We start from the raw sequence: 23,549 nt of genomic DNA, 5'->3' as shown, positions 1-23,549 counted from the left end.
ACACAGAAACTTTCAGATCAGATCTGAACACCAACCGGGGTGGGCGCACGGGCAATGACGCAGAGAGGCGAGTGACGGAAGGTATCGTATGATGAGCCTTTTCCGTTGACCGCCACCCAAGGATCCACCCGATGTCTTTAAGCAAACGCGATCAGGCACACCTCGAACGCCGCCTGGTCGCCACCCTGACCGAGGCGTGTGAAACAGCCAAAGCGGAAATAGTCGGGTTCTGCTGGCTGACCCATGAAGTTGATTACAGCGCCTTTCCTTCCAGCCTGAAGGTGATCTGGGTCTTCGATACGCAGGCCAACAAGAATCAGGCGCTGGCGAGCGGGCAGGGCGAGCGCATGGTCGAACTGACGGCCGTGGCGTTAAGTGAAGCGGACGTTCTCGTCAGCCCGGTAGCGGCCCATGTGCAGTTTGATTCGGAAGAACAATGTCAGCGCGCCAATGCCGGCAACTGGCAGCAACGCTTGGCGCCCAAGCGCTCGACGCGGGGTTGAAGCGTGGCCAAGGACATCGAAAATCCGTGTATTGCCGTTTGCCAGTTGAGCGGTGAGTTGTGTGTCAGTTGTGGTCGCACCAAGGACGACATCAGAAAATGGAAACGCATGAAGCGTCCGGAGAAAATGGCGGCGGTGCAGCGTGCGAGTTTGCGGTTGAAGGGGCTTCAGAAAAGGTGAAGCCTGTGAAAAGTCTGAAGCTCTAGGGCCGCGCACAAACCTCTCGAACACATTCACGCAACCATCGATGCGCCGAATCGGCATCCATCCGTGGGTGCCAGAGCATCGAAATGGTGATCGGCGGCAAGTCGAACGGGAGAGCGAAACTGTGCAGGCCGACGCGCAGGTTTCGGGTGTGTTGCGCGGGCACTGTGGCGATCAGGTCCGAGGCGCGAGCCAGCGCCAGCGCGGCCGAGAAGCCGCCGACGATGGTGACGATCTCCCGCTCCAGCCCCAGCGCTTCCAGGGCTTGATCCATCGGGCCCTTATCGAGCCCGCGCCGTGAGATCAGGATGTGCCGGCCTGTGGCATAACGGGAGGCGGTGACCTCGCCCTCGCTCAGCGAATGCCCCCTGCGCACGACGCCCATGAAACGATCTTCGAACAACGCGCGGGTGCGTACTTCCGGGCTCGTCGTGCCGCCGACCACGCCGGTTTCCAGGTCGACGGAACCGTCACGAAGCGCGGCGCTGTCCTTGCTCAGCTTCTGCACAAAGTGCAAGCGCACGCCGGGCGCTTGTTCACTGACGCGGGCTATCAACGCCGGTCCGAAGTTTTCGACAAAACCGTCGCTGGTGCGCAGCGTAAACGTGCGCACCAGGTGCTTGAGGTCGAGTTGTTCGGCGGGGCGCAAAACCGCTTCGGCGTCTTGCACCAAACGACTGACGTGTTCGCGCAATTCGAGCGCCCGGGGCGTCGGCACCAGGCCGCGTCCGGCCCGGACCAACAGCGGGTCGCCCGTCGTTTCGCGCAATCGCGCCAGCGCCCGGCTCATGGCCGACGGGCTCAGGCGCAGTCGTTGGGCGGCGCGCGCGACACTGCCTTCGGCGAGCAGCACGTCCAGGGTAATCAGCAAATTCAGGTCAGGTGTCGGCATGCCTCAACATTAGCACGGCGTTGGGCTGGCATGGCGTTGAACGCAACTATCCAGTGCAAAGCATGCGTCTTCCGCCTTGTCATGCACGGGCATACGCTGCTGATCTACCTTTCAGACGTGGCCAGATAATGAAACTCATCACTCAATCAGGTTCGGTGCGCTGGGCGCTTGCGAGCCTTTCGCTGTCGATGTTGATGCCTTCACTCGACACCAGCATTGCCAATACAGGATTGCCGACGTTGGCCGAGGCGTTCGATGCTTCCTTCCAGCACGTGCAGTGGATCGTTCTGGCGTATCTGCTGGCGATCACCACGCTGATCGTCAGTGTCGGACGGCTCGGCGATATCGTCGGCCGTCGGCGCTTGCTGCTGGCGGGCATCACCATTTTCAGCCTGTCATCGCTGGCGTGCGGTGTGGCGCCGTCGCTTGGGTGGCTGGTCGGCGCCCGGGCAGTGCAGGGGCTCGGGGCGGCGATCATGCTGGCGCTGACCGTGGCGTTTGTCGGCGAGACGGTGCCGAAAGCACAGACCGGCAGCGCCATGGGATTGCTCGGAACGATGTCGGCGATCGGCACTACGCTGGGGCCGTCGCTCGGTGGGATGTTGATCGCCGGCGTAGGCTGGCAGGCGATTTTTCTGATCAACGTGCCGCTGGGTGTTCTGAATATCTGGCTCGCGTATCGCTATTTGCCTGCGGACTCGCGGCGGGCGAAAGCGGGGCGGGTGGGCTTCGACAAGACAGGCACGTTGCTGCTGGCGCTGACGCTCGCGGCGTATGCGCTCGCCATGACGATCGGCCACGGTGATGTTGGTCCGCTCAATATCGCGCTGTTGCTGGCGGCAGTTTTCGGCGCTGGAATTTTCATATTCGTTGAGGCCACGGTTGCATCGCCATTGATCAAATTGGCGCTGTTCAGGCAGCCGGGATTGAGCGCAAGCCTGGCCATGAGCACGCTCGTTTCGACGGTAATGATGGCGACGCTGGTGGTCGGGCCGTTTTATCTTTCGGGTGCACTTGGGCTCGGTGCGGCGCTTGTCGGCCTCACCTTGTCGGTCGGCCCGCTGGTGGCTGCATTGAGCGGTGTACCGGCCGGTCGCCTGGTGGACCGTTTTGGCACTCGACGCATGACCCTTGTCGGGCTCGCGGCAATGGTGCTCGGTGCGGGTGCTTTATCGATGATGCCCGCGGGGTTCGGTATCCTCGGTTACCTCGCGCCCATTGCGGTGATCACGGCCAGCTACGCGTTGTTCCAGGCGGCCAACAACACCGCGATCATGACCGACATCCGCCCGGACCAGCGCGGCGTGATTTCCGGCCTGCTCAGCCTGTCGCGCAATCTTGGGCTGATCACCGGGGCCTCGGTCATGGGCGCTGTGTTTACGCTCGCCTCGGCGACGGCAGACATCACCACAGCTTCTCCCGCAGCCATCGTCAACGGTATGCGGATCACGTTTGCCGTCGCCGGGGTGTTGATCGTCCTGGCCTTTGTAATCGCATTGGCGCCGCGAGTTTCACACTGCTGCACCGCATGCAGTAATGAACTGCAGTGAAGCTATATTGTTCAATTGAAATCGAATGCCGATACTCCCCCGTACGTCGCGGTAGGAGGCGATTGGCGTCAACTTCCTCGATGTGACTCAGCGCAAGGGCGCCGTACTGCTCCCACAGGTTCCGCACCTTTTAGTGAGTGCCGCCGACGATTGCCGCTTGCGCCGTGCGCAACGCATGACGATTGCCACGGAACAACACCAGCGTCGCGATCAATCCCAGCACCGCCGCGCCACTGAGCCAGATCCCCGGCGCCGCCTTGTTGTCCAGCACATGGATCAGATAGGTACAGGCCGCAGGGGTGAACCCCCCGAACGTTGCGGTCGCCAGGCTGTAGGCCAGGGAGAAACCGGTCGTACGAACTTCCACCGGCATGATCTCGGTCAGGGCCACCACCATGGCGCCGTTGTACGAGCCATACAGGAACGACAGCCACAACTCGACAATCAGCAAATGGCTGAAGCTGGGGTTCGCCACCAGCCACGACAGTGCCGGATAAGCCGTGAGGATCGCCAGAATCGTCGCTGCCAACAGCAGGGGTTTGCGTCCGATCTTGTCGGAAAGCGCTCCCATCACCGGCAACCAGAAGAAGTTCGACAGGCCGATGCACACCGTCACCAGCAACGCATCCAGATCCGACAAATGCAGTTCGGCTTTTCCGAAGGTCGGGGTGTAGGCGGTGATCAGGTAGAACGACACCGTGGTCATCACCACCAGCGCCATGCCGGCGAGGACGATGCCGAAGTTCTGACCGATCGAGCGGACGATGTCCTGCAGGGTAGGGCGGTGTTTACGTGCCTGGAACTCCGGGGTTTCTTCCAGCGAACGGCGGATCACGAAGATTACCGGCACGATCATGCAGCCGATCAGAAACGGCACGCGCCAGCCCCACTCACCCATTTCTTCGGGGCTCAGCCAATGGTTCAAACCCACGCCGAGCAGGCCGGCGAATACCACCGCAGCTTGCTGACTGGCGGACTGCCAACTGACGAAGAAGCCTTTGCGGCCCGGTGTGGAGATTTCGGCGAGGTACACCGACACACCGCCCAGTTCCACACCTGCCGAGAAGCCTTGCAACAGACGACCGAACAATACGATCAGTGGCGCCGCGACACCTAGCGTGGCGTAACCCGGCACGCAGGCAATCAGCACGGTGCCGGCGGCCATCATCGCCAGTGTGATGATCAGGCCTTTGCGGCGGCCATGGCGGTCGATGTAGGCGCCGAGAAAAATCGCCCCCAGCGGACGCATCAGGAAGCCGGCGCCGAAAGTGGCCAGCGACAGCATCAGTGAAGCAAACGCGCTATCGGCAGGAAAGAAGGTTTTGGCAATGGCCGTGGCGTAAAAGCCGTAGACCATGAAGTCGAACATTTCGAGAAAGTTACCGCTGACAACGCGAAAAATCGCTTTGCCTTTGCTCGTGTTGGAAGACATTTGTAGGTACTCACGCTGGTAAGTCTTGTTTTGACTGACTGGCGCCGGGGCAGGCCTCGCTCCCATGCGCTCTGAGGCCCATAATGGCGGGCGCGGTTTTGAGGGGAGATGAAGATTTGTTAACTGGACGGTGGCGTTGGCTTGTGATGCTGGTCGGTGTTTTGTCCGGTTGCGGCAACGGCGACAGCCTGGAACGCTTCGACGGCCCGACCATGGGCAGCAGTTATTCGATCAAGTACGTGCGCCATGCCGGTCTTCCCGCCCCGGCGGAAGTCCGCGTCCAGGTCGAAAAGATCCTCGCTGATATCGATCAGCAGATGTCGACCTATCGCAGTGACTCCGACATCGAACGCTTCAATAACTTGCCCGCCAACCACTGCCAGACAATGCCTGCGCCGATCCTCGAATTGGTCCGCGTCGGCGAGCGATTGTCTTCGCAAAGCGAAGGCTCCTATGACCTGACGGTGGAGCCGCTGCTCAACCTCTGGGGATTTGGCCCGCAAGCGCGTGAGGAAAAAGTCCCGAGTGCCGAAGCGCTGGCCGAGGTGCAGCAGCGCGTCGGCCACAGCCACTTGCGCATCGACGGTGACCGGCTGTGCAAGGATGCTGCGGTCGAGGTCGACTTCAACAGCATCGCGGCCGGTTACGCGGTCGACACGATTGCCGCAAAACTTGAAGCGTTGGGCATCCACGACTACCTAGCTGAAGCCACCGGCGAGCTCAAGGCCGTCGGCAAAAAACTCGACGGCTCACCATGGCGCATCGCCCTGGAAGAGCCCCGCGATGACCAACAAGTGGCCAAACGCATCATCGCTGTCGACGGCTACGGCGTGTCCACCTCCGGCGACTACCGTAATTATTTCGAGCAGGGTGGTCGGCGCTATTCCCACACCTTTGATGCCCGCACCGGAACACCGGTCCTACACACCCTGGCGTCAGTCACGGTGATTCATCCTTCAGCATTGATGGCCGATGGCTTATCGACGCTGTTGCTGATCCTTGGCCCTGAACGGGGTTGGGACTATGCCCAAACCCATGACATTGCTGCATTCTTTGTGATTCGTGCCGATACAGGGTTTGTTACACGCACCAATCAGGCTTTTGAACGCCTGGCGGGTGAGAAAACCGAGTGATTGCGGCATCAAAAGCATTTTTCGATGGCGTTGTAGTGCAGGCAAAACTAGCCTACGACGCGACCAAGGGTTAATGTGCGCGGCGTTGACGCTTCTATAGACTGTGTCCGGGTTCTGCACTGGCCCCAAATTGTTCCTTCGCGCCGCCGATCGGCGTGATTTAGCCGCAGGTGCCGAGGGCGCCGCGGCCTGTTCTGAGGAGTACGCATGGCTGTCTACAACTACGATGTGGTGGTGTTGGGTTCCGGCCCGGCGGGGGAAGGCGCGGCAATGAACGCCGCCAAGGCAGGGCGCAAGGTGGCGATGGTCGATAGCCGTCGGCAGGTCGGCGGCAACTGCACCCACCTGGGCACCATCCCGTCCAAGGCCTTGCGTCACTCGGTCCGGCAGATCATGCAGTTCAACACCAACCCGATGTTCCGGGCGATTGGTGAACCGCGCTGGTTCTCGTTCCCGGACGTGTTGAAAAGCGCTGAAAAAGTCATCTCCAAACAAGTCGCCTCGCGCACCGGCTACTACGCCCGTAACCGCGTCGACGTGTTCTTCGGCACCGGCAGCTTCGCCGACGAGCAAACCATCGAAGTGGTGTGCGCCAATGGCGTGGTCGAAAAACTGGTGGCCAAGCACATCATCATCGCTACCGGCTCGCGTCCTTATCGCCCGGCAGACATCGATTTCCATCACCCGCGTATCTACGATAGCGACACTATCCTCAGCCTCGGCCATACACCGCGCAAACTCATCGTCTACGGCGCCGGCGTGATCGGTTGCGAATACGCGTCGATCTTCAGTGGTCTGGGTGTATTGGTTGAGCTGGTGGACAACCGTGGTCAATTGCTGAGCTTCCTCGACTCGGAGATTTCCCAGGCCCTGAGCTACCACTTCAGCAACAACAACATCACGGTTCGCCACAACGAAGACTACGACCGCGTCGAAGGCGTAGACAACGGCGTGATCCTGCACCTGAAATCCGGCAAGAAGATCAAGGCCGACGCCTTGCTCTGGTGCAACGGTCGAACCGGTAACACCGACGCACTGGGTCTGGAAAACATCGGCGTGAAAGTCAACAGCCGTGGCCAGATCGAAGTCGACGAGAACTACCGCACCTGCGTGCCGAACATTTATGGTGCCGGTGACGTGATTGGCTGGCCGAGCCTGGCCAGTGCCGCTCACGACCAGGGCCGTTCGGCCGCTGGCAGCATTGTCGACAATGGCAGCTGGCGCTTCGTCAACGACGTGCCAACCGGCATCTACACCATTCCGGAGATCAGCTCGATCGGCAAGAACGAGCAGGAGCTGACTCAAGCCAAGGTGCCGTACGAAGTGGGCAAGGCGTTCTTCAAGGGCATGGCGCGTGCGCAGATCGCCGGCGAGCCGCAAGGCATGCTGAAGATCCTGTTCCACCGCGATACGCTGGAAGTGCTGGGCGTTCACTGCTTCGGTTATCAGGCGTCGGAGATCGTGCACATCGGTCAGGCGATCATGAACCAGCCGGGCGAACAGAACACCCTGAAGTACTTCGTCAACACGACGTTCAACTACCCGACCATGGCCGAAGCCTATCGGGTAGCGGCGTACGATGGCCTCAACCGGCTTTTTTGAGCGGCTCCGGCCGGTGGCCTGAGCCGGCCGGGGAGACCGATTTCAGCAATTCTCGAGCGTGGCAGTGGCCAAACCGGGAAAGTCTGTAATCAGGCTGTCAACGCCGAAGTCGGCGAGCCTGCGCATCAGCGCGGGCTCGTTGACTGTCCACACCGACACATGCAGCCCCTGACGCTGCGCCTTCTGCAGGCGTTCCGGCGTACACAGGGTCCAGTTCAGCGCCAGCATTTCACAGCCATAGTTTTGCGCGACCTTCAGCGGATCGAGCCAGGCGTACTCGGCCACCAGTCCGCGAGACACGTCCGGCACCAGGTCCAGCGCGGCTTTCAACACTTCGCGCGAACTCGACGTAATTGTGATCTTGTCCCGCATGCCGAAACGCTGCGCCATTTCACGGATCGCCAGCACGGTGGTCGCGGCACGGGTGCGTGAAGCGCTTTTGACTTCCAGCTGCCAATGATCGAAGTCGCATTTCTCGAATAATTCTTCCAGCGTTGGAATCGGGCAGGGCTTGATCCAGCCCGGGCCGCCCTTGCGCGCGTCGTAGGTCACCAATTGCGCGGCCGTGTGCTCGGCCACTTTGCCGCGGCGGTCGGTGGTGCGCTTGAGGGTCGGGTCGTGGATGACCATCAACTCGCCGTCCCTGGACAGGTGCAGGTCCAGTTCGCAGCGGCGCACGCCGTGCTTGAGGCATTGCTGAAAGCTGGTCAGGGTGTTTTCCGGTGCTTCGCCCTTGGCGCCGCGATGGCCGTAGATGAGAGTCACGGTTCTTCCTTAATTAATGGCCGGTTTCGTTTTGTTCGCGTGCCAGGCGTCGTTCTTGTGCCTGACGCTGCAAGATATAGCGGGCCAGCAATTGCCGCTGGGCATCGGACAAGTATTCGAACTCGGTGCCGATGTCATAGCCGTCGCCCTTGCGGTCGCAATGGGTGACACGGGCCCGCAGCAACAGGCCGAGGGCTTGCGGCATCAGCACCAGTTTGACCGACAGGTGCGCGCCGATGGCGATGGGCGTCGGATGCTGAAAGTCGATGCCCCCTTCGGAGATGATCACTGGCTGCGGTTCGCCGATCTGTCCGAGTACGGTCAGGGCGACCACTTGGCTTAGCAGATCGATGCGTTTGTTCTGGGATTTCAGGAAAGCGGCAGTGTTGCGGTCGCGCTCGCTGATCTGGCGCAGCAGGTGTTGGGACTCGAATTCGCTCAGGTGCAGTTCGCTGAGCAGGTTGAACAGTGGGGAAGCATCCTGCAACACTTCCTGGCCTGCGGCTTCGGGAGCAGACAGGGGCCTAATTTCCAGTGCGATCGTGTCCTCGATACGGTAGTATTCGCGGCGATCTTCTTCATCTAATGTCGACATGGCGAACCCATGGTAGCGGCGGTGGTCTGAGTGTAAAGCTGGTTATCGACCCCCGCCACAAGGACGTTCCTTTTCCCTCCGAACAAGCCCCGACATGTTCAGACCTCTCTTCGTATTTATTGGCACGCGTTATACCCGTGCAAAGCGTCGCAATCATTTTGTGTCGTTCATTTCCCTGACCTCGATGATCGGACTCGCCCTCGGCGTGGTCGTGATGATCGTCGTGCTGTCGGTCATGAACGGCTTCGATCATGAAATGCGCACCCGCGTGCTGGGCATGGTGCCCCACGCGACCATCGAGTCCGGTGAGCCGATCAGCGACTGGCAAAGCCTGGCCGCCAAGGTCAAGCAGAACCCGCAGGTGGCGGCGGTTGCGCCCTTCGTCCAGATGCAGGGCCTGCTGACCAACAACGGCAAGGTGTCCAAAGTGCTGCTCAATGCCATTGATCCTGTGCAGGAACGGCAGGTGTCGATCATCGATAACTTCATGCAGCAGGGCAAACTCGACGACCTGGCGCCGGGCAGTTTCGGCATCGTCATCGGCGACAAGGCCGCGGCCAAGCTCGGCGTGGCGGTCGGCGACAAGCTGACGTTTGTCGCGCCGGAAGTCACCGTGACCCCGGCCGGGATGTTCCCGCGCATGAAACGCTTTACCGTGGTCGGCATCTTCCATGTTGGCGCCGGTGAGCTGGACGGCTATCTGGGCCTCACCAACCTGCAGGATCTGGCCAAGCTGCACCGCTGGCAACCGGATCAGGTCCAGGGCCTGCGGTTGAAGTTCGACGATCTGTTCCAGGCGCCGCGCACCGCGTGGACCATCGCCCAGCAGCTTGGCGAAGACAAGTATTACGCCCGCGACTGGACCCGCACCCACGGCAATCTGTATCAGGCGATCCGCATGGAGAAAGCCATGATCGGCCTGCTGTTGCTGCTGATCGTCGCCGTCGCTGCGTTCAACATCATTTCCACGCTGGTGATGGTGGTGAACGACAAGAAGGGCGATATCGCGATTCTTCGCACTCTTGGCTCCACGCCGGGGCAAATCATGGCGATCTTCATGGTCCAGGGCACGGTCATTGGCGTGGTCGGTACGCTGATTGGCGCCGTGGTCGGGATCTTCGCCGCGCTGAACGTCAGCGCCGCGATCTCGGCCCTTGAAGGGCTGATTGGCCACAAGTTCCTGAACGCCGACGTGTATTTCATCGATTACCTGCCGTCGCAAGTGCAGAGCCAGGATGTGTTGATGGTCTGCGCCGCCGCGTTGGTCCTGAGTTTCCTCGCCACCCTGTATCCAGCCTGGCGTGCCGCGCGCACCCAGCCTGCGGAGGCGCTACGTTATGAGTGAGTCGGGCATGAGTGATAAAGCAATCTTGAGCTGCCGCAACCTGGGCAAGTCCTACGTGGAAGGCCCGGAATCGGTAGAGGTTCTGGCCGGTCTGCAACTGGAACTGCATCCGGGTGAGCGCGTGGCGATCGTCGGTACGTCGGGTTCGGGCAAAAGTACCTTGCTCAACCTGCTGGGCGGCCTCGATACACCGACCAGGGGCAGCGTCTGGCTGGCCGGTGAAGAGCTCTCGGCGTTGAACGAAAAGGCCCGTGGCCTGTTGCGCAACCGGTCGCTGGGTTTCGTTTACCAGTTCCACCACTTGCTGCCTGAGTTCACCGCGCTGGAAAACGTCTGCATGCCGCTGCTGATCGGTAAAACCGCGATCCCGCAAGCGCGTCAGCGTGCGACGGCGTTGCTGGAGCGGGTAGGGCTGGGCCATCGCCTGGAGCACAAACCGGCGGAATTGTCCGGTGGCGAACGCCAGCGTGTGGCCATTGCCCGCGCCCTGGTGAACAAGCCAGGCTTGGTGATGCTCGACGAGCCGACCGGCAACCTCGACTCCCACACCGCCCAGGGCATTCAGGATTTGATGCTGGAACTCAGCACCTCGATGCGCACGGCGTTCCTGGTGGTGACCCACGACATGAACCTGGCTCGCCAGATGGATCGCGTCCTGCATTTGCAGGAAGGTTGCCTGACCCCCATCTGATTGGCTGAAACCCGGCGCACTGAACAGTGCGTCGGGTCTTTTATTTTTATACGGTGCCCCAGCGAATGTTCAGACCGTTATCGATCTTTATCGGCACGCGCTATACCCGCGCCAAGCGCCGCAATCGCTTTGTTTCCTTCATCTCGATGACCTCGATGATCGGTCTCGCCCTCGGCGTGCTGGCAATGATCGTGGTGCTGTCGGTGATGAACGGCTTCCAGCGCGAAATGAGTTCGCGCATCCTCGGTATGGTGCCCCACGCGACCATCGTCGGCGTGAACCCTATCGACGATTGGCAGCCGGTGGCCGCCGCGGCGATGAAGAATCCTGAAGTCACCGCCGCCGTGCCGTTCACCGAGATGGAAGGCATGCTGTCCTACAAGGGCACGATGCAGCCGATCCAGGTCAGCGGTGTCGACCCGGCGCTGGAAGGCAAGGTGTCGATCGTTGCCAAGCACATTGTTCAGGGACGTCTCGACGCCTTGAAGCCGGGCGAGTTCGGCGTGGTGGTCGGCGAGATCACCGCTCGCCGCTTCCGTTTGAATGTCGGCGACAAGATCACCCTGATCGTGCCGGAAGTCAGCACCGCACCAGGCGGCATCACCCCGCGCATGCAGCGGCTGAACGTGGTGGGCGTGTTCAAGGTCGGCGCCGAGCTGGACGGTTCGATGGCGCTGATCCACATGGCCGATGCCGCGCAGATGCAGCACTGGCAGCCGAATCAGGTGCAGAGCGTGCGTCTGGCGGTGAAGGATCTGTACGCCGCGCCGCAAGTATCGAGCGATATCGCGACGGGCCTGGGCGCCGCTTACAAGGCTGACGACTGGACCCACACCCAGGGCAGTCTGTTCAGCGCAATGAAGATGGAAAAAACCATGATCGGCCTGTTGTTGCTGTTGATCGTGGCCGTGGCGGCGTTCAACATCATCGCCACCCTGATCATGGTAGTGAACGACAAGGGCGCGGACATCGCGATCCTGCGCACCATCGGCGCGACACCTCGGCAGATCATGGCGATCTTCATGGTGCAGGGCACGGTGATCGGGATTGTCGGCACCTTGATTGGCGGCGTGCTGGGCGTGATCGCGGCGTTGAACGTCAGTGAACTGGTGGGCTGGATGGAGCGGGTCAGCGGACAGCACATCTTCAGTTCCGATGTGTACTTCGTCAGTAACTTGCCGTCCGAATTGCAGGGGGCGGATGTGTTGTTGATCTGTTCCGCCGGTTTCATCATGAGCTTTCTGGCGACGCTGTATCCGGCGTGGCGGGCGGCGAAGGTCGAGCCGGCTACTGCGTTGCGGTATTCGTAAGCCTGTGTAGACCGCTATCGCGGGCAAGCCGGCTCCCACAGTGACCGAGTTGAATCACAATGCTGTGAACGACTCGAAACCCTGTGGGAGCGGCGATGCGGCGATCCGACTTGCCCGCGATAGGGCCGGCCTTGGGGCCCTCAATCCCCCTTCGGCAACTCAATCACAAACCGCGTCCATCCGTTATCCGATTCGCAACGAATCTGCCCACCATGGGCACGGATGATCGATTGGGTGATCGCCAATCCCAGCCCCGCATGCTCACTGCTGCCTTCCCGGCGCGCCGGGTCGGCCCGGTAGAAACGGTCAAACAAACGCGGCAACAAGTCTTCAGAAATCCCTTCACCACTGTTTTCAACGGTCAGGCTCAGGCCGTTCGGTTGCTCGACAATCTTCACCCGCACCTCGCCACCGACCGGTGTAAACCGCAACGCATTGTCCAGCAAGTTGGAAAGCGCCCGGCGCAACATGCTACGGTCGCCCTGCATGCTTGCGCTGCCCTCACGACTCAACTTCACCTGAGCGTCCTCGGCCAGCGGCGCAAAAAACTCCAGCAACACGTCTGTTTCTTGCGCCAGTTCCAGCGGTTCGCGCTTGGGCATCAGCAAGCCGTGGTCAGCCTTGGCCAGGTACAACATGTCGTTGACCAGTTGCGCCATCCATTGCAGTTCTTCGAGGTTGCTGTGCAGCGCTTCGCGGTAATCCTCAAGGGGGCGAGGGCGTGTGAGCGTGACCTGAGTGTGGGTCAGCAGGTTCGACAGCGGCGTACGCAGCTCATGGGCGATGTCGGCAGAGAAGGCCGAAAGCCGCTGAAAAGAGTCGTCGAGGCGTCCGAGCATGGCGTTGAAGCTGTGGGCCATCTCCGCTAGCTCCGGCGGCATGTCTGCTTCTGGCAGCCGTGCGTTAAGCGATTGTGCGGAAACACCGCTGGCCACCGCACTCATGCGTCGCAACGGGCGCAAACCACTGCGCGCCGCCCAGGCACCGAGCAGGGCGGTGGCCAGGGCCGACAAGCCGACCGTCAGCCAAATCAGATGCTGCATGCGCTGTAGAAAATGCTGGTGATGGGTGATGTCTAGCAGCAGGGTCAGTTGCGGCGAATCAGCTTTGTCGGGGTGCAACGGCGCGTTCAAGACGCGGTAATCCATGCCGTCGTCGCTCATCGTCGACAGGCCTGGCTGGCGTGGCAAGTCTTTGGGTAAGCGGGCCGAGCTGTCGTACAGCCGTTGGCCGTCACTGCCGATGATGCGCAGCGAAAGATCGGCTTGTCGGCTCAATTCATCGGCCAGCCTGGCCTCGGCTTCGCTGGACCGAATGTCATCCAGCGCCCGGCGCAAGCCAATCAGTTTGCCGTCCAGCAACTGCTGATCCAGCTCGACAAAGTGCGCCTCGCTGGCGCGGCTGAACAATACGCCGGCGAACAACGACACAACCGCGGTGCAGGCTGCGAACAGCAGCGCCAGGCGATTGCTTAATGAAAGTCGGCGCATCAGGCGGGGCGCTCTTCAAGGACGTAACCCATGCCACGCACGGTGTGGATCAACTTGTTCGGGAAATCGTCGTCGATCTTCAGGCGCAAACGGCGGATCGCCACTTCGATGACGTTGGTGTCGCTGTCGAAATTCATGTCCCACACCTGAGAAGCGATCAGTGACTTGGGCAGAACTTCGCCCTGGCGTCGTAGGAGCATTTCCAGCAAGGCGAATTCCTTGGCGGTCAGGTCGATGCGCTGACCGTTGCGTTCGACCCGACGGCGGATCAGGTCCAGACGCAAGTCGGCCAGTTGCAGGCTGGTTTCCTGAGGTGTGGCGCTGCCGCGACGCAGCAGGCTGCGAACCCGGGCCAGCAGTTCGGAGAAGGCGAAAGGTTTGACCAGATAGTCGTCGGCGCCCAGTTCGAGGCCGTGGACCCTGTCCTCCACTGCGTCTCGCGCTGTAAGAAACAGTACCGGCGTGTCCAGGCCAGCACCGCGCACCGCTTGCAGAATCTGCCAGCCGTCGCGACCGGGCAGCATCACATCGAGAATCAACAAGGCGTAATCGCCGCTCAAGGCCAGTTGCTGGCCGGTGCTGCCGTCGGCCACCAGTTCGGTATTGAAACCGGCCTCGGTCAAGCCCTGGCGCAGGTAGTGGCCGGTTTTCGGTTGGTCTTCGACAATCAGCAGTTTCATGGGCGACTCGGGTAGTTGGAACAGGTGCGTTATACCGTGGGCGGCGGAGATGCAGGCCAACCTGACAAAGTTGTAATCTGCCTGTCAGGTGGCTGGCAGAGCCCGCTGGTTAGAGTTTCCCACAAGCTGAACCTCATCTTGTTGGAGTGCGACTATGTTTTTGCGAAATCGTCTGGGATTGGCCGCTTGCTTGCTGATACTGAGTGTAGGGCTAGAGGCCTCGCCGGCGCAGTCCTACGAATTCGGTCAACCGGCCTCGGCCGCCCAGGCTACCCGCAGCATTGAGGTGGTGATGGGCGACATGTCCTTCACCCCCAAGGCGATCGAGATCAAGGCCGGGGAAACCGTACGTTTGGTACTGGTGAATAAAGGCCAGTTGCTGCATGAATTCAACCTCGGCGACGCAGCGATGCATGCCAAGCATCAGCAGGAAATGCTCCAGATGCAGCAAAGCGGCATGCTGATGCCTACAGGCATGAAGGCAATGGATCACGGCTCCATGGCTGGAATGGATCACGGCGCCATGGATCACAGCATGAAGCACGACGACCCCAACAGCGTGTTGGTGGAGCCGGGTAAAACCGCCGAGCTGACCTGGACCTTCACCAAGGCCACTAACCTGGAATTTGCCTGCAACATCCCCGGCCATTATCAGGCTGGTATGGTCGGCAATCTGACAGTCAGTCAGTAAGCACTCAAAGGCGGGAGCAAAGGCTGGTAGAATCCGCTGATTCTTCAGTCAGGTTTCCGCCATGCATCCCGCAGCCGAACATTCGCCGCTGGGCAAATCCAGCGAATACATCGCCACCTACACGCCGTCCTTGCTGTTCCCGATCCCGCGCACCGCGAAATGGGCCGAGCTGGGCCTGACGGCTGAAACCCTGCCGTACAAGGGCGTGGACTTCTGGAACTGCTTCGAACTGTCGTGGCTGTTGCCGTCCGGCAAGCCTGTGGTGGCGATCGGCGAATTCAGCGTTCCGGCGGATTCGCCGAATATCATCGAATCGAAGTCGTTCAAGCTGTACCTCAACTCGCTGAACCAAACGGTATTTGCCGACACCGCGAGCCTTGAATCGACGCTGGTAAAAGACCTCTCGGCCGCTGCCGGCAAACCGGTGGGCGTACGGGTTCGCAGCCTGAAAGATGTTGAGGCAGAAGGCGTCGTAGCGTTGCCGGGTGCGTGCATCGATGACCTGGACATCAGCGTCAGCAACTATGAGCATCCGCGTCCGGAGCTGCTGCGGTGCGATGAGTCGCGCATTGTTGAAGAGTGTGTGCACAGTCATTTGCTCAAATCCAACTGCCCGGTCACCAGTCAGCCGGACTGGGGCAGCGTGGCGGTGGAGTATCGCGGCGCGGCGCTGGATCACGCCAGTTTGCTGGAATACATCGTGAGTTTCCGTCAGCACTCGGATTTCCATGAGCAGTGTGTGGAGCGGATTTTCCTCGACCTGCAGCGGTTGCTGAAACCGGAGAAACTGACGGTGTATGCGCGGTATGTGCGTCGCGGCGGGCTGGACATCAACCCGTATCGCAGCACCGAAGAAGTGCAATTGCCGAACCATCGCCTGGTTCGTCAATAGAGATCCAATGTGGGAGCGAGCCTGCTCGCGGAGGCGGATTTTCAGTCAACATTAATGTTGGATGTGCCGGCCTCATCGCGAGCAGGCTCGCTCCCACAGGGGATTGCATTTGCAAACCCCGGATATGAAAAGCCCCGCTATCGATAGCAGGGCTTTTTTGCTTTTGGCGGGTTCAGATCCCCATGTTGCCCAAGGCTTGCACAATGTTGCGCAAGGTGCCGGCCAGGGTGGGATGTTCGAGTTCGAAGCGCTCGACGGCCAGGTTCACATTGTCGGCGAGGTTGGTGTCCTGGGTTTTGGTTTCCAGCTCAAGCTCCAGTTGGATCTGTTGCATCAGCGCGTGCAGGTCTTCGCGCTCGGCTTCGGTCAGTGGTGGATTCTGTTCCAATTGCTCGCGCAGTTTGTTGAGCTGTTCTTGCAGTTCGCGGGCAGGCATGGCGTTCTTCCTTTTCTCGATAGGCACTGGCATAGACCGCAGCAGCGCGCCGAAGGTCTATGGCTGACCTTTAGATTAATCCACTCCCGGGCAACCTGCATGCCTTCATGGGTGTGAGGCGGCAATCAGGGCTTTTCGCCCTTGAGCCGGCGCAGGCTGATGTCGGCCAGGCAGGTGTCGAGTTCGCCCAGATGATCGATCACCGAATGTACGCCCAGGCCGAACAACTGCACCGTAGCCTTGCCGCGCAGATGTTCCCGTTCCTTTTGACTCAAGGCCTGCCATTCGCTCGGCGCCAGCCCGCAGAGCGAGCCGCAGGACGCCAGGCCAATGGTCCACAGCCCGGCATTCAGGCCCGATTGCAGAAGACGCGGTTCGCCGCTGACCAGCACACAACCGTCCAGACGCTCGACATTCAGCGCCATCAAGGCTTGCCAGCAGGCATTCGGCGCCGGCCAGGGATTGATTGTTTCCGAGTGTTGCGAAGGCTTGACCCAAGCCGGGAGATCCGCGGCCAGAGAATGGCTGAGGGCGGGGGACAGTTCATCGAGCCAGGCACAGGGGATCTGTTGGCGCAGCAAGCTCGACAGGCTCTCCAAAGCACCGTGCGTGACTTCGGCGTGCTCGGCAGAAACGGCGCCGTGCTGGCGCGTGCGGGCACCGAAATCCACCAGGCAACCACTGAGGCCGAACAGCACGGCGGTCAGACTCGGTGCGACAACGGGCAAGACTTCGGCATGCGGCATGGAAACGTCCCTGAAATAGCGACAAGGCTATTCAAGGGCGGTGACAATTGAATGACACGGATGTGAATCGCTCACGGTCAGGAAGAATCATCCGCAGACCCTCGCGCACGATGCTGCCTAAACCGGGATTTCCGTCATATACTAGCGGTCTTTGCGACTGGGCCAAGCGCCCGCGTCAGTACAATCCAAGGAGTTTCTCTATGCGCTGGAGCAATCGACTCGCTCAGCTTTGTATGTGTGCCAGTGTATTGCTGGTTCCGTTCGCGGCTCAGGCTGCCACGGAAGAAGACCCTTGGGAAAGCATCAACCGCCCGATCTACAAATTCAACGATTTTGTCGACACCTATGCACTGAAACCGTTGGCTCAGGGCTACCAGTTCGTCACGCCGCAGTTTCTGGAAGACGGCATCCACAACATGTTCCGCAACGTCGGCGACGTGACCAACCTCGCCAACAACCTGTTGCAGGTCAAACCCGCTGCGGCTGGCGTCGACACCGCGCGTTTGATCTTCAACACCACTTTTGGCCTGCTGGGCTTCTTCGACGTGGGCACCAAAATGGGGCTGCATCGCAACGACGAAGACTTCGGCCAGACCCTCGGTTACTGGGGCGTGGGCAGCGGCCCGTACGTGATGCTGCCGCTCCTGGGCCCAAGCACCTTGCGTGATGCGCCTTCCAGGTATGTCGACGGCTATACCGGTCCGTACCCTTACATCAACGACGTGCCGGTGCGTAACTCGATTTTCGGCCTGAACATCGTCGACACTCGCGCCAGCCTGTTGTCGGCCGAGAAACTGGTCAGCGGCGACAAATACACTTTTATTCGCAATGCGTACCTGCAAAACCGCGAATTCAAAGTCAAGGACGGTAAGGTCGAAGACGATTTTTAATCTCGACCGGTAAAATGAGGAAGGCGGCCATTTTGGCCGCCTTCTTTCGTTTGGTTTGCGGGTTGAATCGGGTTATTTCATCTTCAGGATTGTAAGGCCGAGTTTCTGACTGCCACCGTCCTGTTCTTTCACCCACACCACCTCGGTGTCGGCCTCAAGGCCTTTCAGCGCTGCGTGATCGGAATCGATCCGCACGCTGAGCCGGTCGCCGACCTTGAACAAGCGGGGCGTCTCAACCTGCATGCCACTGCTGGAAAGGTCAATACAGACGGCTTGCACCTCATCGCCTTCATGAATCAGCGACACATCGGCATCAACCCGCATGCGGATGAAGTCGCGCTTTTCGCTGTAGTCCCGATCGGTTTGGCTCATGGGCTCGGTCCTTCCTTTGGGTTACGGATTTGCCTGTTCTTATAACTCCCGGTGATTTGACAAGTAAAGACGTCAAGCGACCATCGGCGTGAGCTTGAAACACCTCGCGGATGGGAGTACCGTCTGCGCCTTAGAAGGGCACCTCTGGTGGACCTGTGAGTAGGGCAAACGCTCGAAAACGGTGCGGCAGAGAGGCTAGAAAGCGAATCCAGTAGTGTGCGCAGGGCCAAATGCCCAGCCTGCTACGCCAACCTAATTCTGGCGCCGTTTGCCCACATGCCAAAAACCAGTGCCACGCTGCTGATAATCGATGATGACGAAGTAGTGCGCGCGAGCCTCGCGGCCTACTTGGAAGACAGTGGTTTCAGTGTCCTGCAGGCCAGCAATGGCCAGCAGGGTCTTCAGGTATTCGAGCAAGACAAGCCCGACTTGGTCATCTGCGATCTGCGCATGCCACAGATGGGCGGACTCGAACTCATTCGCCAGGTCACCGAGCTGTCGCCACAAACCCCGGTGATCGTGGTTTCGGGCGCCGGCGTGATGAACGACGCCGTCGAAGCCCTGCGCCTGGGCGCGGCGGACTACCTGATCAAGCCTCTCGAAGATCTGGCCGTGCTCGAGCACTCCGTGCGCCGGGCCCTGGATCGTGCGCGTCTGCTGCTGGAAAACCAGCGCTACCGCGAGAAGCTGGAAAAGGCCAACCGCGAGCTCGAAGCCAGCCTGAACCTGCTCCAGGAAGACCAGAACGCCGGTCGCCAGGTGCAGATGAACATGCTGCCGGTCAGCCCCTGGAGCATCAACGAGTTCCAGTTTGCCCACCAGATCATCCCGTCACTGTACCTGTCGGGCGATTTCGTCGACTACTTTCGGGTTGACGAGCGACGGGTAGCCTTCTATTTGGCAGACGTTTCCGGTCATGGCGCCTCTTCAGCCTTCGTCACTGTGCTGCTGAAATTCATGACCACGCGCTTGCTGTTCGAATCCAAGCGCAATGGCACATTGCCGGAATTCAAGCCTTCAGAAGTCCTTGGTCATATCAACCGGGGCCTGATCAGTTGTAAGCTGGGCAAACACGTCACAATGGTCGGTGGAGTCATCGACGAGGAGACAGGTTTGTTGACCTATAGCATCGGCGGTCATCTGCCGTTGCCTGTGTTGTACACGCCAGACAGTGTTCGTTACCTGGAAGGGCGCGGTCTGCCGGTGGGCCTCTTCAATGAAGCCACCTACGAAGACCACGTACTGGAATTGCCACCAGTGTTCAGCCTGACGCTGATGTCTGATGGCATTTTGGACCTTTTGCCAGAACCCACACTCAAAGATAAAGAAGCTGCCTTGCCTCAACGGGTTAAGGCGGCGGGCGGCAGCCTGGATGGTCTGCGCCAGGTTTTCGGATTGGCCACGCTAGGGGAGATGCCGGATGATATCGCCCTGTTGGTGTTGAGCAGGAATCTTTAATGAGTACCGGTAGAATCCAGTTCGCCGAGCAGGACGGCACCTTCGTCCTGAAGTTCGTCGGTGAAGTTCGCCTGACCCTGTGTTCGGCGTTGGATGCGACTATTGAGCGGATCTTCACTGCGTTGAATTTCAACGCCATCGTGATCGACCTGACCGAAACCCGCAGCATCGACAGCACCACCCTGGGCCTGCTGGCCAAATTGTCGATCCTGTCACGGCAAAAGGTCGGCTTGCTGCCGACCGTCGTCACCACCCACGAAGATATCACCCGTCTGCTGCAGTCCATGGGCTTCGAGCAAGTGTTCAACATCGTTGACCGCCCGATTCCATGCCCTGAATGCCTGACCGACCTTCCAGACCAGGACCAGTCTGAAGAAGTGGTGCGGATCAAAGTCCTCGAAGCGCACAAAATCCTCATGGGCCTGAACGACTCCAATCGTGAGGCGTTTCATGATCTGGTGAATGCGCTGGAGCGGCATTGATCCTTTGAAGTGATGGAGGGTCGCTCTGCCCCCATCGCGAGCAGGCTCGCTTCCACACCAATCTCAGCCATACCATAAATCCTGTGGGAGCGGGCTTGCCCGCGAAGGCGTCCGTACACCCACCACGGCCGCCAGCGCGAAGCCAACCCAATCCTCACTACCAAACGCGCACAAAAAAGGGCGAACCCACTAAGGTTCGCCCTTTTTGCACAGCTTCGAACTAGATCACAGCTTGGCCTGCAACAACGCCTCAAGCTTCTCCTGATCCCGAGCGAACTGACGAATCCCCTCAGCCAGCTTCTCGGTCGCCATGGCATCCTCGTTGGACAACCAGCGGAACTGCGCTTCACTCAAGCTCAGACGCGCCTCACCGGCATGCCCCGGCGCCAATTTACGCTCCAGCTTGCCAGTATCCGCCGCCAGCTTCTCCAGCAGATCCGGGCTGATGGTCAACCGATCACAACCGGCCAACTGCTCGATCTGATTCAGATTACGGAAGCTCGCGCCCATGACCACCGTCTTGTAGTCATTGGCCTTGTAGTAGTTGTAGATGCGCGTCACCGACTGCACGCCCGGATCATCCGCGCCGGTGTAGTCGTTGCCGTTGGCCTTCTTGTACCAATCGTAGATACGACCCACGAACGGCGAAATCAGGAAAACCCCGGCGTCAGCACACGCCGCCGCCTGAGCGAAAGAGAACAGCAAGGTCAGGTTGGTCTGGATACCTTCTTTTTCCAGCTTCTCGGCAGCGCGGATACCTTCCCAGGTGGAAGCGATCTTGATCAGCACACGGTCACGGCCAACGCCGGCCTTTTCGTACAGGTCGATCAGACGGTGCGCGCGCTTCAATACGGCGTCAGTGTCGAACGACAGGCGTGCATCCACCTCAGTGGAAATACGGCCAGGAATCACTTTCAGAATCTCTTGCCCCACCGCAACGCCAAAACGGTCACTGGCCAGGCCCACATCGCCCTTGCAGTCACTGACGCAAGCGTTCAGCAACTCGGCATAACCCGGAATGGCCGCCGCTTTGAGCAGCAGGGAAGGGTTGGTGGTAGCGTCCACGGGTTTAACGCGAGCGATAGCTTCGAAGTCGCCGGTGTCGGCAACCACGGTGGTCATTTGTTTGAGTTGTTCCAGCTTGGAAGTCATGGGCGTGCTCTGTCCTATGGGTCTAATGACATTACCCGAGCGCTGACAGCCACTCAAGGGTGCATGTACGTATCGATGGCCCCAGCGGCAACATCCTGAAAATGGATGTTTGAAAGGTGGGGCGTGGTGTTGGTAGATACGATGCTGAAATCGGGGGCAGGTTCAATGGAGGTGACGGGGAGCGGGTATTGGCTTTGCGATACGACGAGTCAGGAATAGACGCCGTGAGCCATGCGTGTCAGAAAATCACTTACCATCTCTGTGCCCGCTTGGGTGTCCAGCAACGCTACTGGGGCCCGTTTATCCAGGCCCAGCGCCGGAGTAACCAGCCAGTCTTGAGCAGCTTGATGATTGCCAAGGACTTCCTCGGCCTTCATCAGCGCTTTGGTTTGAAGGATGGACGCCGGTAACTCTTCACCGAGCGTCATGAGTGCGTTTTCATCCACGTACATCGTCCATTTCCTCAATGCTTATCGCTTTGGAAGGTTTGTGGATCAAACCTTTGAGCGTTTCATCCATAGGTTATCGTCAGTATTTGGTACCCAAAACGTCGACCTCGCAAGCAAGGCCGACGTGACTTTAAACCGCGGCCTCAACTTCTTCCTGCGCTTCAAATTCAAGCTGATGCCGTGTCCATTGCTGTTCAATGACTGGGTTTTCTCGAATCTGCTGCTCGATACGGATCGTCTCTCTGTACTCGTGGGCTTCAGCCGCCATGGTCCATAGTGTCTCTACTCCCAGACTTTCGAGTTCGGTTCGAATCTCGGCCAACTCTAGACGGAAGAATTCTTTACGCGGGTTAACCTTGTTCATCTGGCGACGGAGGAAATGCCGATGCAAGGTCTTCTCAAGGCCCGGCGCATCGTCGCTGAAGATCATTGCATGTACATCAAATTCAAACGGAACACTGGCGTCGCCTAGCTCGCGGATACGGTCCTTCGGTTCCAGGCGGCGAGTCATGCCGATCTTGAATACTTCTTCGCCGAACGATCCGATGTTGGAAATGACGTATACGTGACCTGCCCGCGTCTGCTGAGCCATGGAAAGCGCTCGCTGGTTTTTCTCTTCAGCAACCTGAAGCTTGTCTTCCAGTTCGCGGAGTTTGGTTTCGTATTCGGCACGTTGCGCATCATTGGCTGTAGCGACTTGTTGCAGTACTTTATCCATCGCTTTCTTGATGGTTTCTTCTTCTTTGGCTGCGTCTTTTATCGCGCGCTCGAATTCTCGACGGGCTTTTTCCTCTTCTCGCATTTGTTCGCGTAGTTGGCGTTGCTCCTCACGCTCCTGTTCTTTCAATGCGCGAGTTGTGGCAGCCCATTTGAGTTCTTCTAGGCGAGAGGAAAGGTATTCCTCGGTAATGCGAGCGTTTCTGAATGCGGTGCCGTTGTGGTTAACCATCGCAAACGCATCTCGGATTTCCTGCTCCAGTTTTCCGTGATTGTCAGCCTTGTTTCTTGAAAGAATCGAGTCGACTTTGCCGTTAAAAGCATCGATGACGAATCGGATAGCCGTTCCCTTGCGGTTGGCCTCTGCATAATCACAGGTGGCAGCTCTGCCAGTCTTGACCATACCTCGACTCGCGTCGCGTGCGGCTTTTAGCTTTTGTCCTGCATCAGTAAACGCGAACTCCTCAGCGAGGTCATCGAGTAGGTTGTAGGTCGGAACGATGTAGGCATCACCGTAACCTTCGATGATGTTCTTCATTGCTCGAGCGGTATCTGCAAGCTCCTTCGCTCTACTCATGGCGGTATACGCATCGCCTGCTATTTCTTCGGCGCGTTTATTTGCCTGCTCGATAATTCTGTTGGCGGTAACTCGAGCTTCCTCCAGATTTCGTTCGGATTGCTCAATCCTGGATTTTGCGGATTGACTTGCATCCTGGCGCTCTCGGGCCGCGTCTTGTTTGGCCTTGGCCAATTCAGATTCTGCTTCTGCAATGAGTTTTTTAGCCCATTCTTCAGCATCAACGATGCTTTGATACTTTGACAAAGTTGTGATTTGAGCCAGTAGGTCGGTGTGTTCCTGGGCCTGACGGGCAATATTCTCGTCCTGCTGATGAAGCTCTGCTGTCAGTTTGGTGATAGCCCTAGCCGCTTTGACTCGGAAAATCAAAAGGGCAAGGGTGCAAGCGGCGGAGATGATGAGCAATAACTCCATGTGATCCCTCACAGATGGTTTGGTGTTGGAGGCGGACGCTATCTTTTAGCCATCATTCTGTCCACCTTCATTCTGATGCCG

Annotated in this window: 25 protein-coding genes; 13 read left to right on the top strand and 12 right to left on the bottom strand. The window is 59.2% G+C overall.

The features are described from left to right. Positions 1 to 131: 131 nt before the first annotated feature. Positions 132 to 503, top strand: coding sequence for a hypothetical protein (locus QMK51_RS17905; RefSeq protein ID WP_320391104.1), 372 nt, complete (start codon positions 132 to 134; stop codon positions 501 to 503). A gap of 3 nt (positions 504 to 506) precedes the next feature. Next, positions 507 to 683, top strand: coding sequence for a DUF1289 domain-containing protein (locus QMK51_RS17900; RefSeq protein WP_320391103.1), 177 nt, complete (start codon positions 507 to 509; stop codon positions 681 to 683). Between the two features lie 22 nt (positions 684 to 705). Here QMK51_RS17900 and QMK51_RS17895 read toward each other — a convergent pair whose 3' ends face one another. Further along, positions 706 to 1,599: a LysR family transcriptional regulator gene (locus tag QMK51_RS17895; RefSeq protein WP_320391102.1), complete on the bottom strand. Its 894-nt coding sequence runs from the start codon at positions 1,597 to 1,599 to the stop codon at positions 706 to 708. Positions 1,600 to 1,727: 128 nt separating this feature from the next. Between QMK51_RS17895 and QMK51_RS17890 the strand changes: the two genes are divergently transcribed. Further along, a complete protein-coding gene (locus QMK51_RS17890; RefSeq protein WP_320391101.1) occupies positions 1,728 to 3,149 on the top strand; it encodes an MFS transporter in 1,422 nt (473 codons plus the stop codon). A 130-nt stretch (positions 3,150 to 3,279) separates the two neighbouring features. Here QMK51_RS17890 and QMK51_RS17885 read toward each other — a convergent pair whose 3' ends face one another. Next, positions 3,280 to 4,581, bottom strand: a complete 1,302-nt coding sequence (locus QMK51_RS17885; protein ID WP_258696492.1) for an MFS transporter — start codon at positions 4,579 to 4,581, stop codon at positions 3,280 to 3,282. Between the two features lie 146 nt (positions 4,582 to 4,727). Here QMK51_RS17885 and QMK51_RS17880 point away from each other — a divergent pair, with 146 nt between their 5' ends. Together QMK51_RS17880 and sthA are read left to right on the top strand one after the other, a co-directional pair. After that, entirely contained in the window at positions 4,728 to 5,714 is a 987-nt protein-coding gene (locus tag QMK51_RS17880; protein ID WP_258696491.1) for an FAD:protein FMN transferase, read from the top strand. A 207-nt stretch (positions 5,715 to 5,921) separates the two neighbouring features. Continuing rightward, complete coding sequence (gene sthA / locus QMK51_RS17875) at positions 5,922 to 7,316, top strand: Si-specific NAD(P)(+) transhydrogenase (RefSeq protein WP_105346766.1); 1,395 nt, start codon at positions 5,922 to 5,924, stop codon at positions 7,314 to 7,316. A gap of 42 nt (positions 7,317 to 7,358) precedes the next feature. Here sthA and QMK51_RS17870 read toward each other — a convergent pair whose 3' ends face one another. Together QMK51_RS17870 and QMK51_RS17865 are read right to left on the bottom strand one after the other, a co-directional pair. Continuing rightward, on the bottom strand, positions 7,359 to 8,081 hold the full coding sequence (locus QMK51_RS17870; protein ID WP_320391100.1) for a glycerophosphodiester phosphodiesterase: 723 nt from the start codon (positions 8,079 to 8,081) through the stop codon (positions 7,359 to 7,361). A gap of 13 nt (positions 8,082 to 8,094) precedes the next feature. Then, positions 8,095 to 8,676 carry a PilZ domain-containing protein gene (locus tag QMK51_RS17865; protein ID WP_320391099.1) on the bottom strand — a complete coding sequence of 194 codons (582 nt, stop codon included), beginning with the start codon at positions 8,674 to 8,676 and terminating at the stop codon, positions 8,095 to 8,097. A gap of 94 nt (positions 8,677 to 8,770) precedes the next feature. On the opposite strand from QMK51_RS17865, the gene QMK51_RS17860 reads away from it, so the two are divergent. The 3 genes from QMK51_RS17860 to QMK51_RS17850 all read left to right on the top strand — a co-directional run bounded on the left by QMK51_RS17860 (position 8,771) and on the right by QMK51_RS17850 (position 12,022). After that, positions 8,771 to 10,021: a lipoprotein-releasing ABC transporter permease subunit gene (locus tag QMK51_RS17860; protein WP_320391098.1), complete on the top strand. Its 1,251-nt coding sequence runs from the start codon at positions 8,771 to 8,773 to the stop codon at positions 10,019 to 10,021. Between the two features lie 7 nt (positions 10,022 to 10,028). Continuing rightward, positions 10,029 to 10,712, top strand: a complete 684-nt coding sequence (gene lolD, locus QMK51_RS17855; RefSeq protein WP_320391097.1) for a lipoprotein-releasing ABC transporter ATP-binding protein LolD — start codon at positions 10,029 to 10,031, stop codon at positions 10,710 to 10,712. 65 nt (positions 10,713 to 10,777) lie between these two features. After that, positions 10,778 to 12,022, top strand: coding sequence for a lipoprotein-releasing ABC transporter permease subunit (locus QMK51_RS17850; protein WP_320391096.1), 1,245 nt, complete (start codon positions 10,778 to 10,780; stop codon positions 12,020 to 12,022). Between the two features lie 140 nt (positions 12,023 to 12,162). Here QMK51_RS17850 and QMK51_RS17845 read toward each other — a convergent pair whose 3' ends face one another. Together QMK51_RS17845 and QMK51_RS17840 are read right to left on the bottom strand one after the other, a co-directional pair. Beyond that, positions 12,163 to 13,512 carry a heavy metal sensor histidine kinase gene (locus tag QMK51_RS17845; RefSeq protein ID WP_320391095.1) on the bottom strand — a complete coding sequence of 450 codons (1,350 nt, stop codon included), beginning with the start codon at positions 13,510 to 13,512 and terminating at the stop codon, positions 12,163 to 12,165. Further along, positions 13,512 to 14,192: a heavy metal response regulator transcription factor gene (locus QMK51_RS17840; protein WP_258696483.1), complete on the bottom strand. Its 681-nt coding sequence runs from the start codon at positions 14,190 to 14,192 to the stop codon at positions 13,512 to 13,514. The genes QMK51_RS17845 and QMK51_RS17840 overlap by 1 nt, the downstream gene beginning before the upstream one ends. Positions 14,193 to 14,346: 154 nt before the next feature. Here QMK51_RS17840 and QMK51_RS17835 point away from each other — a divergent pair, with 154 nt between their 5' ends. Further along, positions 14,347 to 14,883 (top strand): cupredoxin family protein, encoded by a 537-nt coding sequence (locus tag QMK51_RS17835; RefSeq protein WP_320391094.1) that lies wholly within the window; start codon positions 14,347 to 14,349, stop codon positions 14,881 to 14,883. A 61-nt stretch (positions 14,884 to 14,944) separates the two neighbouring features. Continuing rightward, positions 14,945 to 15,775 (top strand): NADPH-dependent 7-cyano-7-deazaguanine reductase QueF, encoded by an 831-nt coding sequence (gene queF, locus QMK51_RS17830; protein WP_320391093.1) that lies wholly within the window; start codon positions 14,945 to 14,947, stop codon positions 15,773 to 15,775. A 172-nt stretch (positions 15,776 to 15,947) separates the two neighbouring features. On the opposite strand, the gene QMK51_RS17825 is transcribed toward queF, so the two are convergent. Both QMK51_RS17825 and QMK51_RS17820 read right to left on the bottom strand, forming a co-directional pair. Then, positions 15,948 to 16,211, bottom strand: a complete 264-nt coding sequence (locus tag QMK51_RS17825; protein ID WP_019649409.1) for a DUF4404 family protein — start codon at positions 16,209 to 16,211, stop codon at positions 15,948 to 15,950. Between the two features lie 125 nt (positions 16,212 to 16,336). Next, entirely contained in the window at positions 16,337 to 16,957 is a 621-nt protein-coding gene (locus tag QMK51_RS17820; RefSeq protein WP_320391092.1) for an HAD family phosphatase, read from the bottom strand. A 200-nt stretch (positions 16,958 to 17,157) separates the two neighbouring features. Between QMK51_RS17820 and QMK51_RS17815 the strand changes: the two genes are divergently transcribed. Further along, positions 17,158 to 17,847 carry a VacJ family lipoprotein gene (locus tag QMK51_RS17815; RefSeq protein ID WP_320391091.1) on the top strand — a complete coding sequence of 230 codons (690 nt, stop codon included), beginning with the start codon at positions 17,158 to 17,160 and terminating at the stop codon, positions 17,845 to 17,847. A gap of 72 nt (positions 17,848 to 17,919) precedes the next feature. On the opposite strand, the gene QMK51_RS17810 is transcribed toward QMK51_RS17815, so the two are convergent. Next, positions 17,920 to 18,219 (bottom strand): PilZ domain-containing protein, encoded by a 300-nt coding sequence (locus QMK51_RS17810; protein ID WP_258696478.1) that lies wholly within the window; start codon positions 18,217 to 18,219, stop codon positions 17,920 to 17,922. A gap of 276 nt (positions 18,220 to 18,495) precedes the next feature. On the opposite strand from QMK51_RS17810, the gene rssB reads away from it, so the two are divergent. Both rssB and rssC read left to right on the top strand, forming a co-directional pair. Then, the gene (gene rssB / locus QMK51_RS17805) at positions 18,496 to 19,677 is read left to right on the top strand and encodes a two-component system response regulator RssB (protein ID WP_008076016.1); all 1,182 of its coding nucleotides are present in this window, start codon (positions 18,496 to 18,498) and stop codon (positions 19,675 to 19,677) included. Next, complete coding sequence (gene rssC, locus QMK51_RS17800; protein ID WP_007935262.1) at positions 19,677 to 20,159, top strand: anti-sigma factor antagonist RssC; 483 nt, start codon at positions 19,677 to 19,679, stop codon at positions 20,157 to 20,159. Before rssB ends, rssC begins: the two co-directional genes overlap by 1 nt. A 225-nt stretch (positions 20,160 to 20,384) precedes the next feature. Here rssC and tal read toward each other — a convergent pair whose 3' ends face one another. The 3 genes from tal to QMK51_RS17785 form a co-directional block, all read right to left on the bottom strand. After that, complete coding sequence (tal, locus tag QMK51_RS17795) at positions 20,385 to 21,311, bottom strand: transaldolase (protein WP_320391090.1); 927 nt, start codon at positions 21,309 to 21,311, stop codon at positions 20,385 to 20,387. A gap of 209 nt (positions 21,312 to 21,520) precedes the next feature. Further along, entirely contained in the window at positions 21,521 to 21,763 is a 243-nt protein-coding gene (locus tag QMK51_RS17790; protein WP_320391089.1) for an antitoxin Xre/MbcA/ParS toxin-binding domain-containing protein, read from the bottom strand. A 127-nt stretch (positions 21,764 to 21,890) separates the two neighbouring features. Continuing rightward, positions 21,891 to 23,468, bottom strand: coding sequence for a DUF4041 domain-containing protein (locus QMK51_RS17785; protein ID WP_320391088.1), 1,578 nt, complete (start codon positions 23,466 to 23,468; stop codon positions 21,891 to 21,893). Positions 23,469 to 23,549: the final 81 nt, after the last annotated feature.

This window comes from Pseudomonas sp. P9_31 (assembly GCF_034008235.1).
GTDB lineage: Bacteria > Pseudomonadota > Gammaproteobacteria > Pseudomonadales > Pseudomonadaceae > Aquipseudomonas.
Note: the sequence above shows the minus strand (reverse complement) of the source record. Positions and strands in the feature narration are given on the sequence as shown.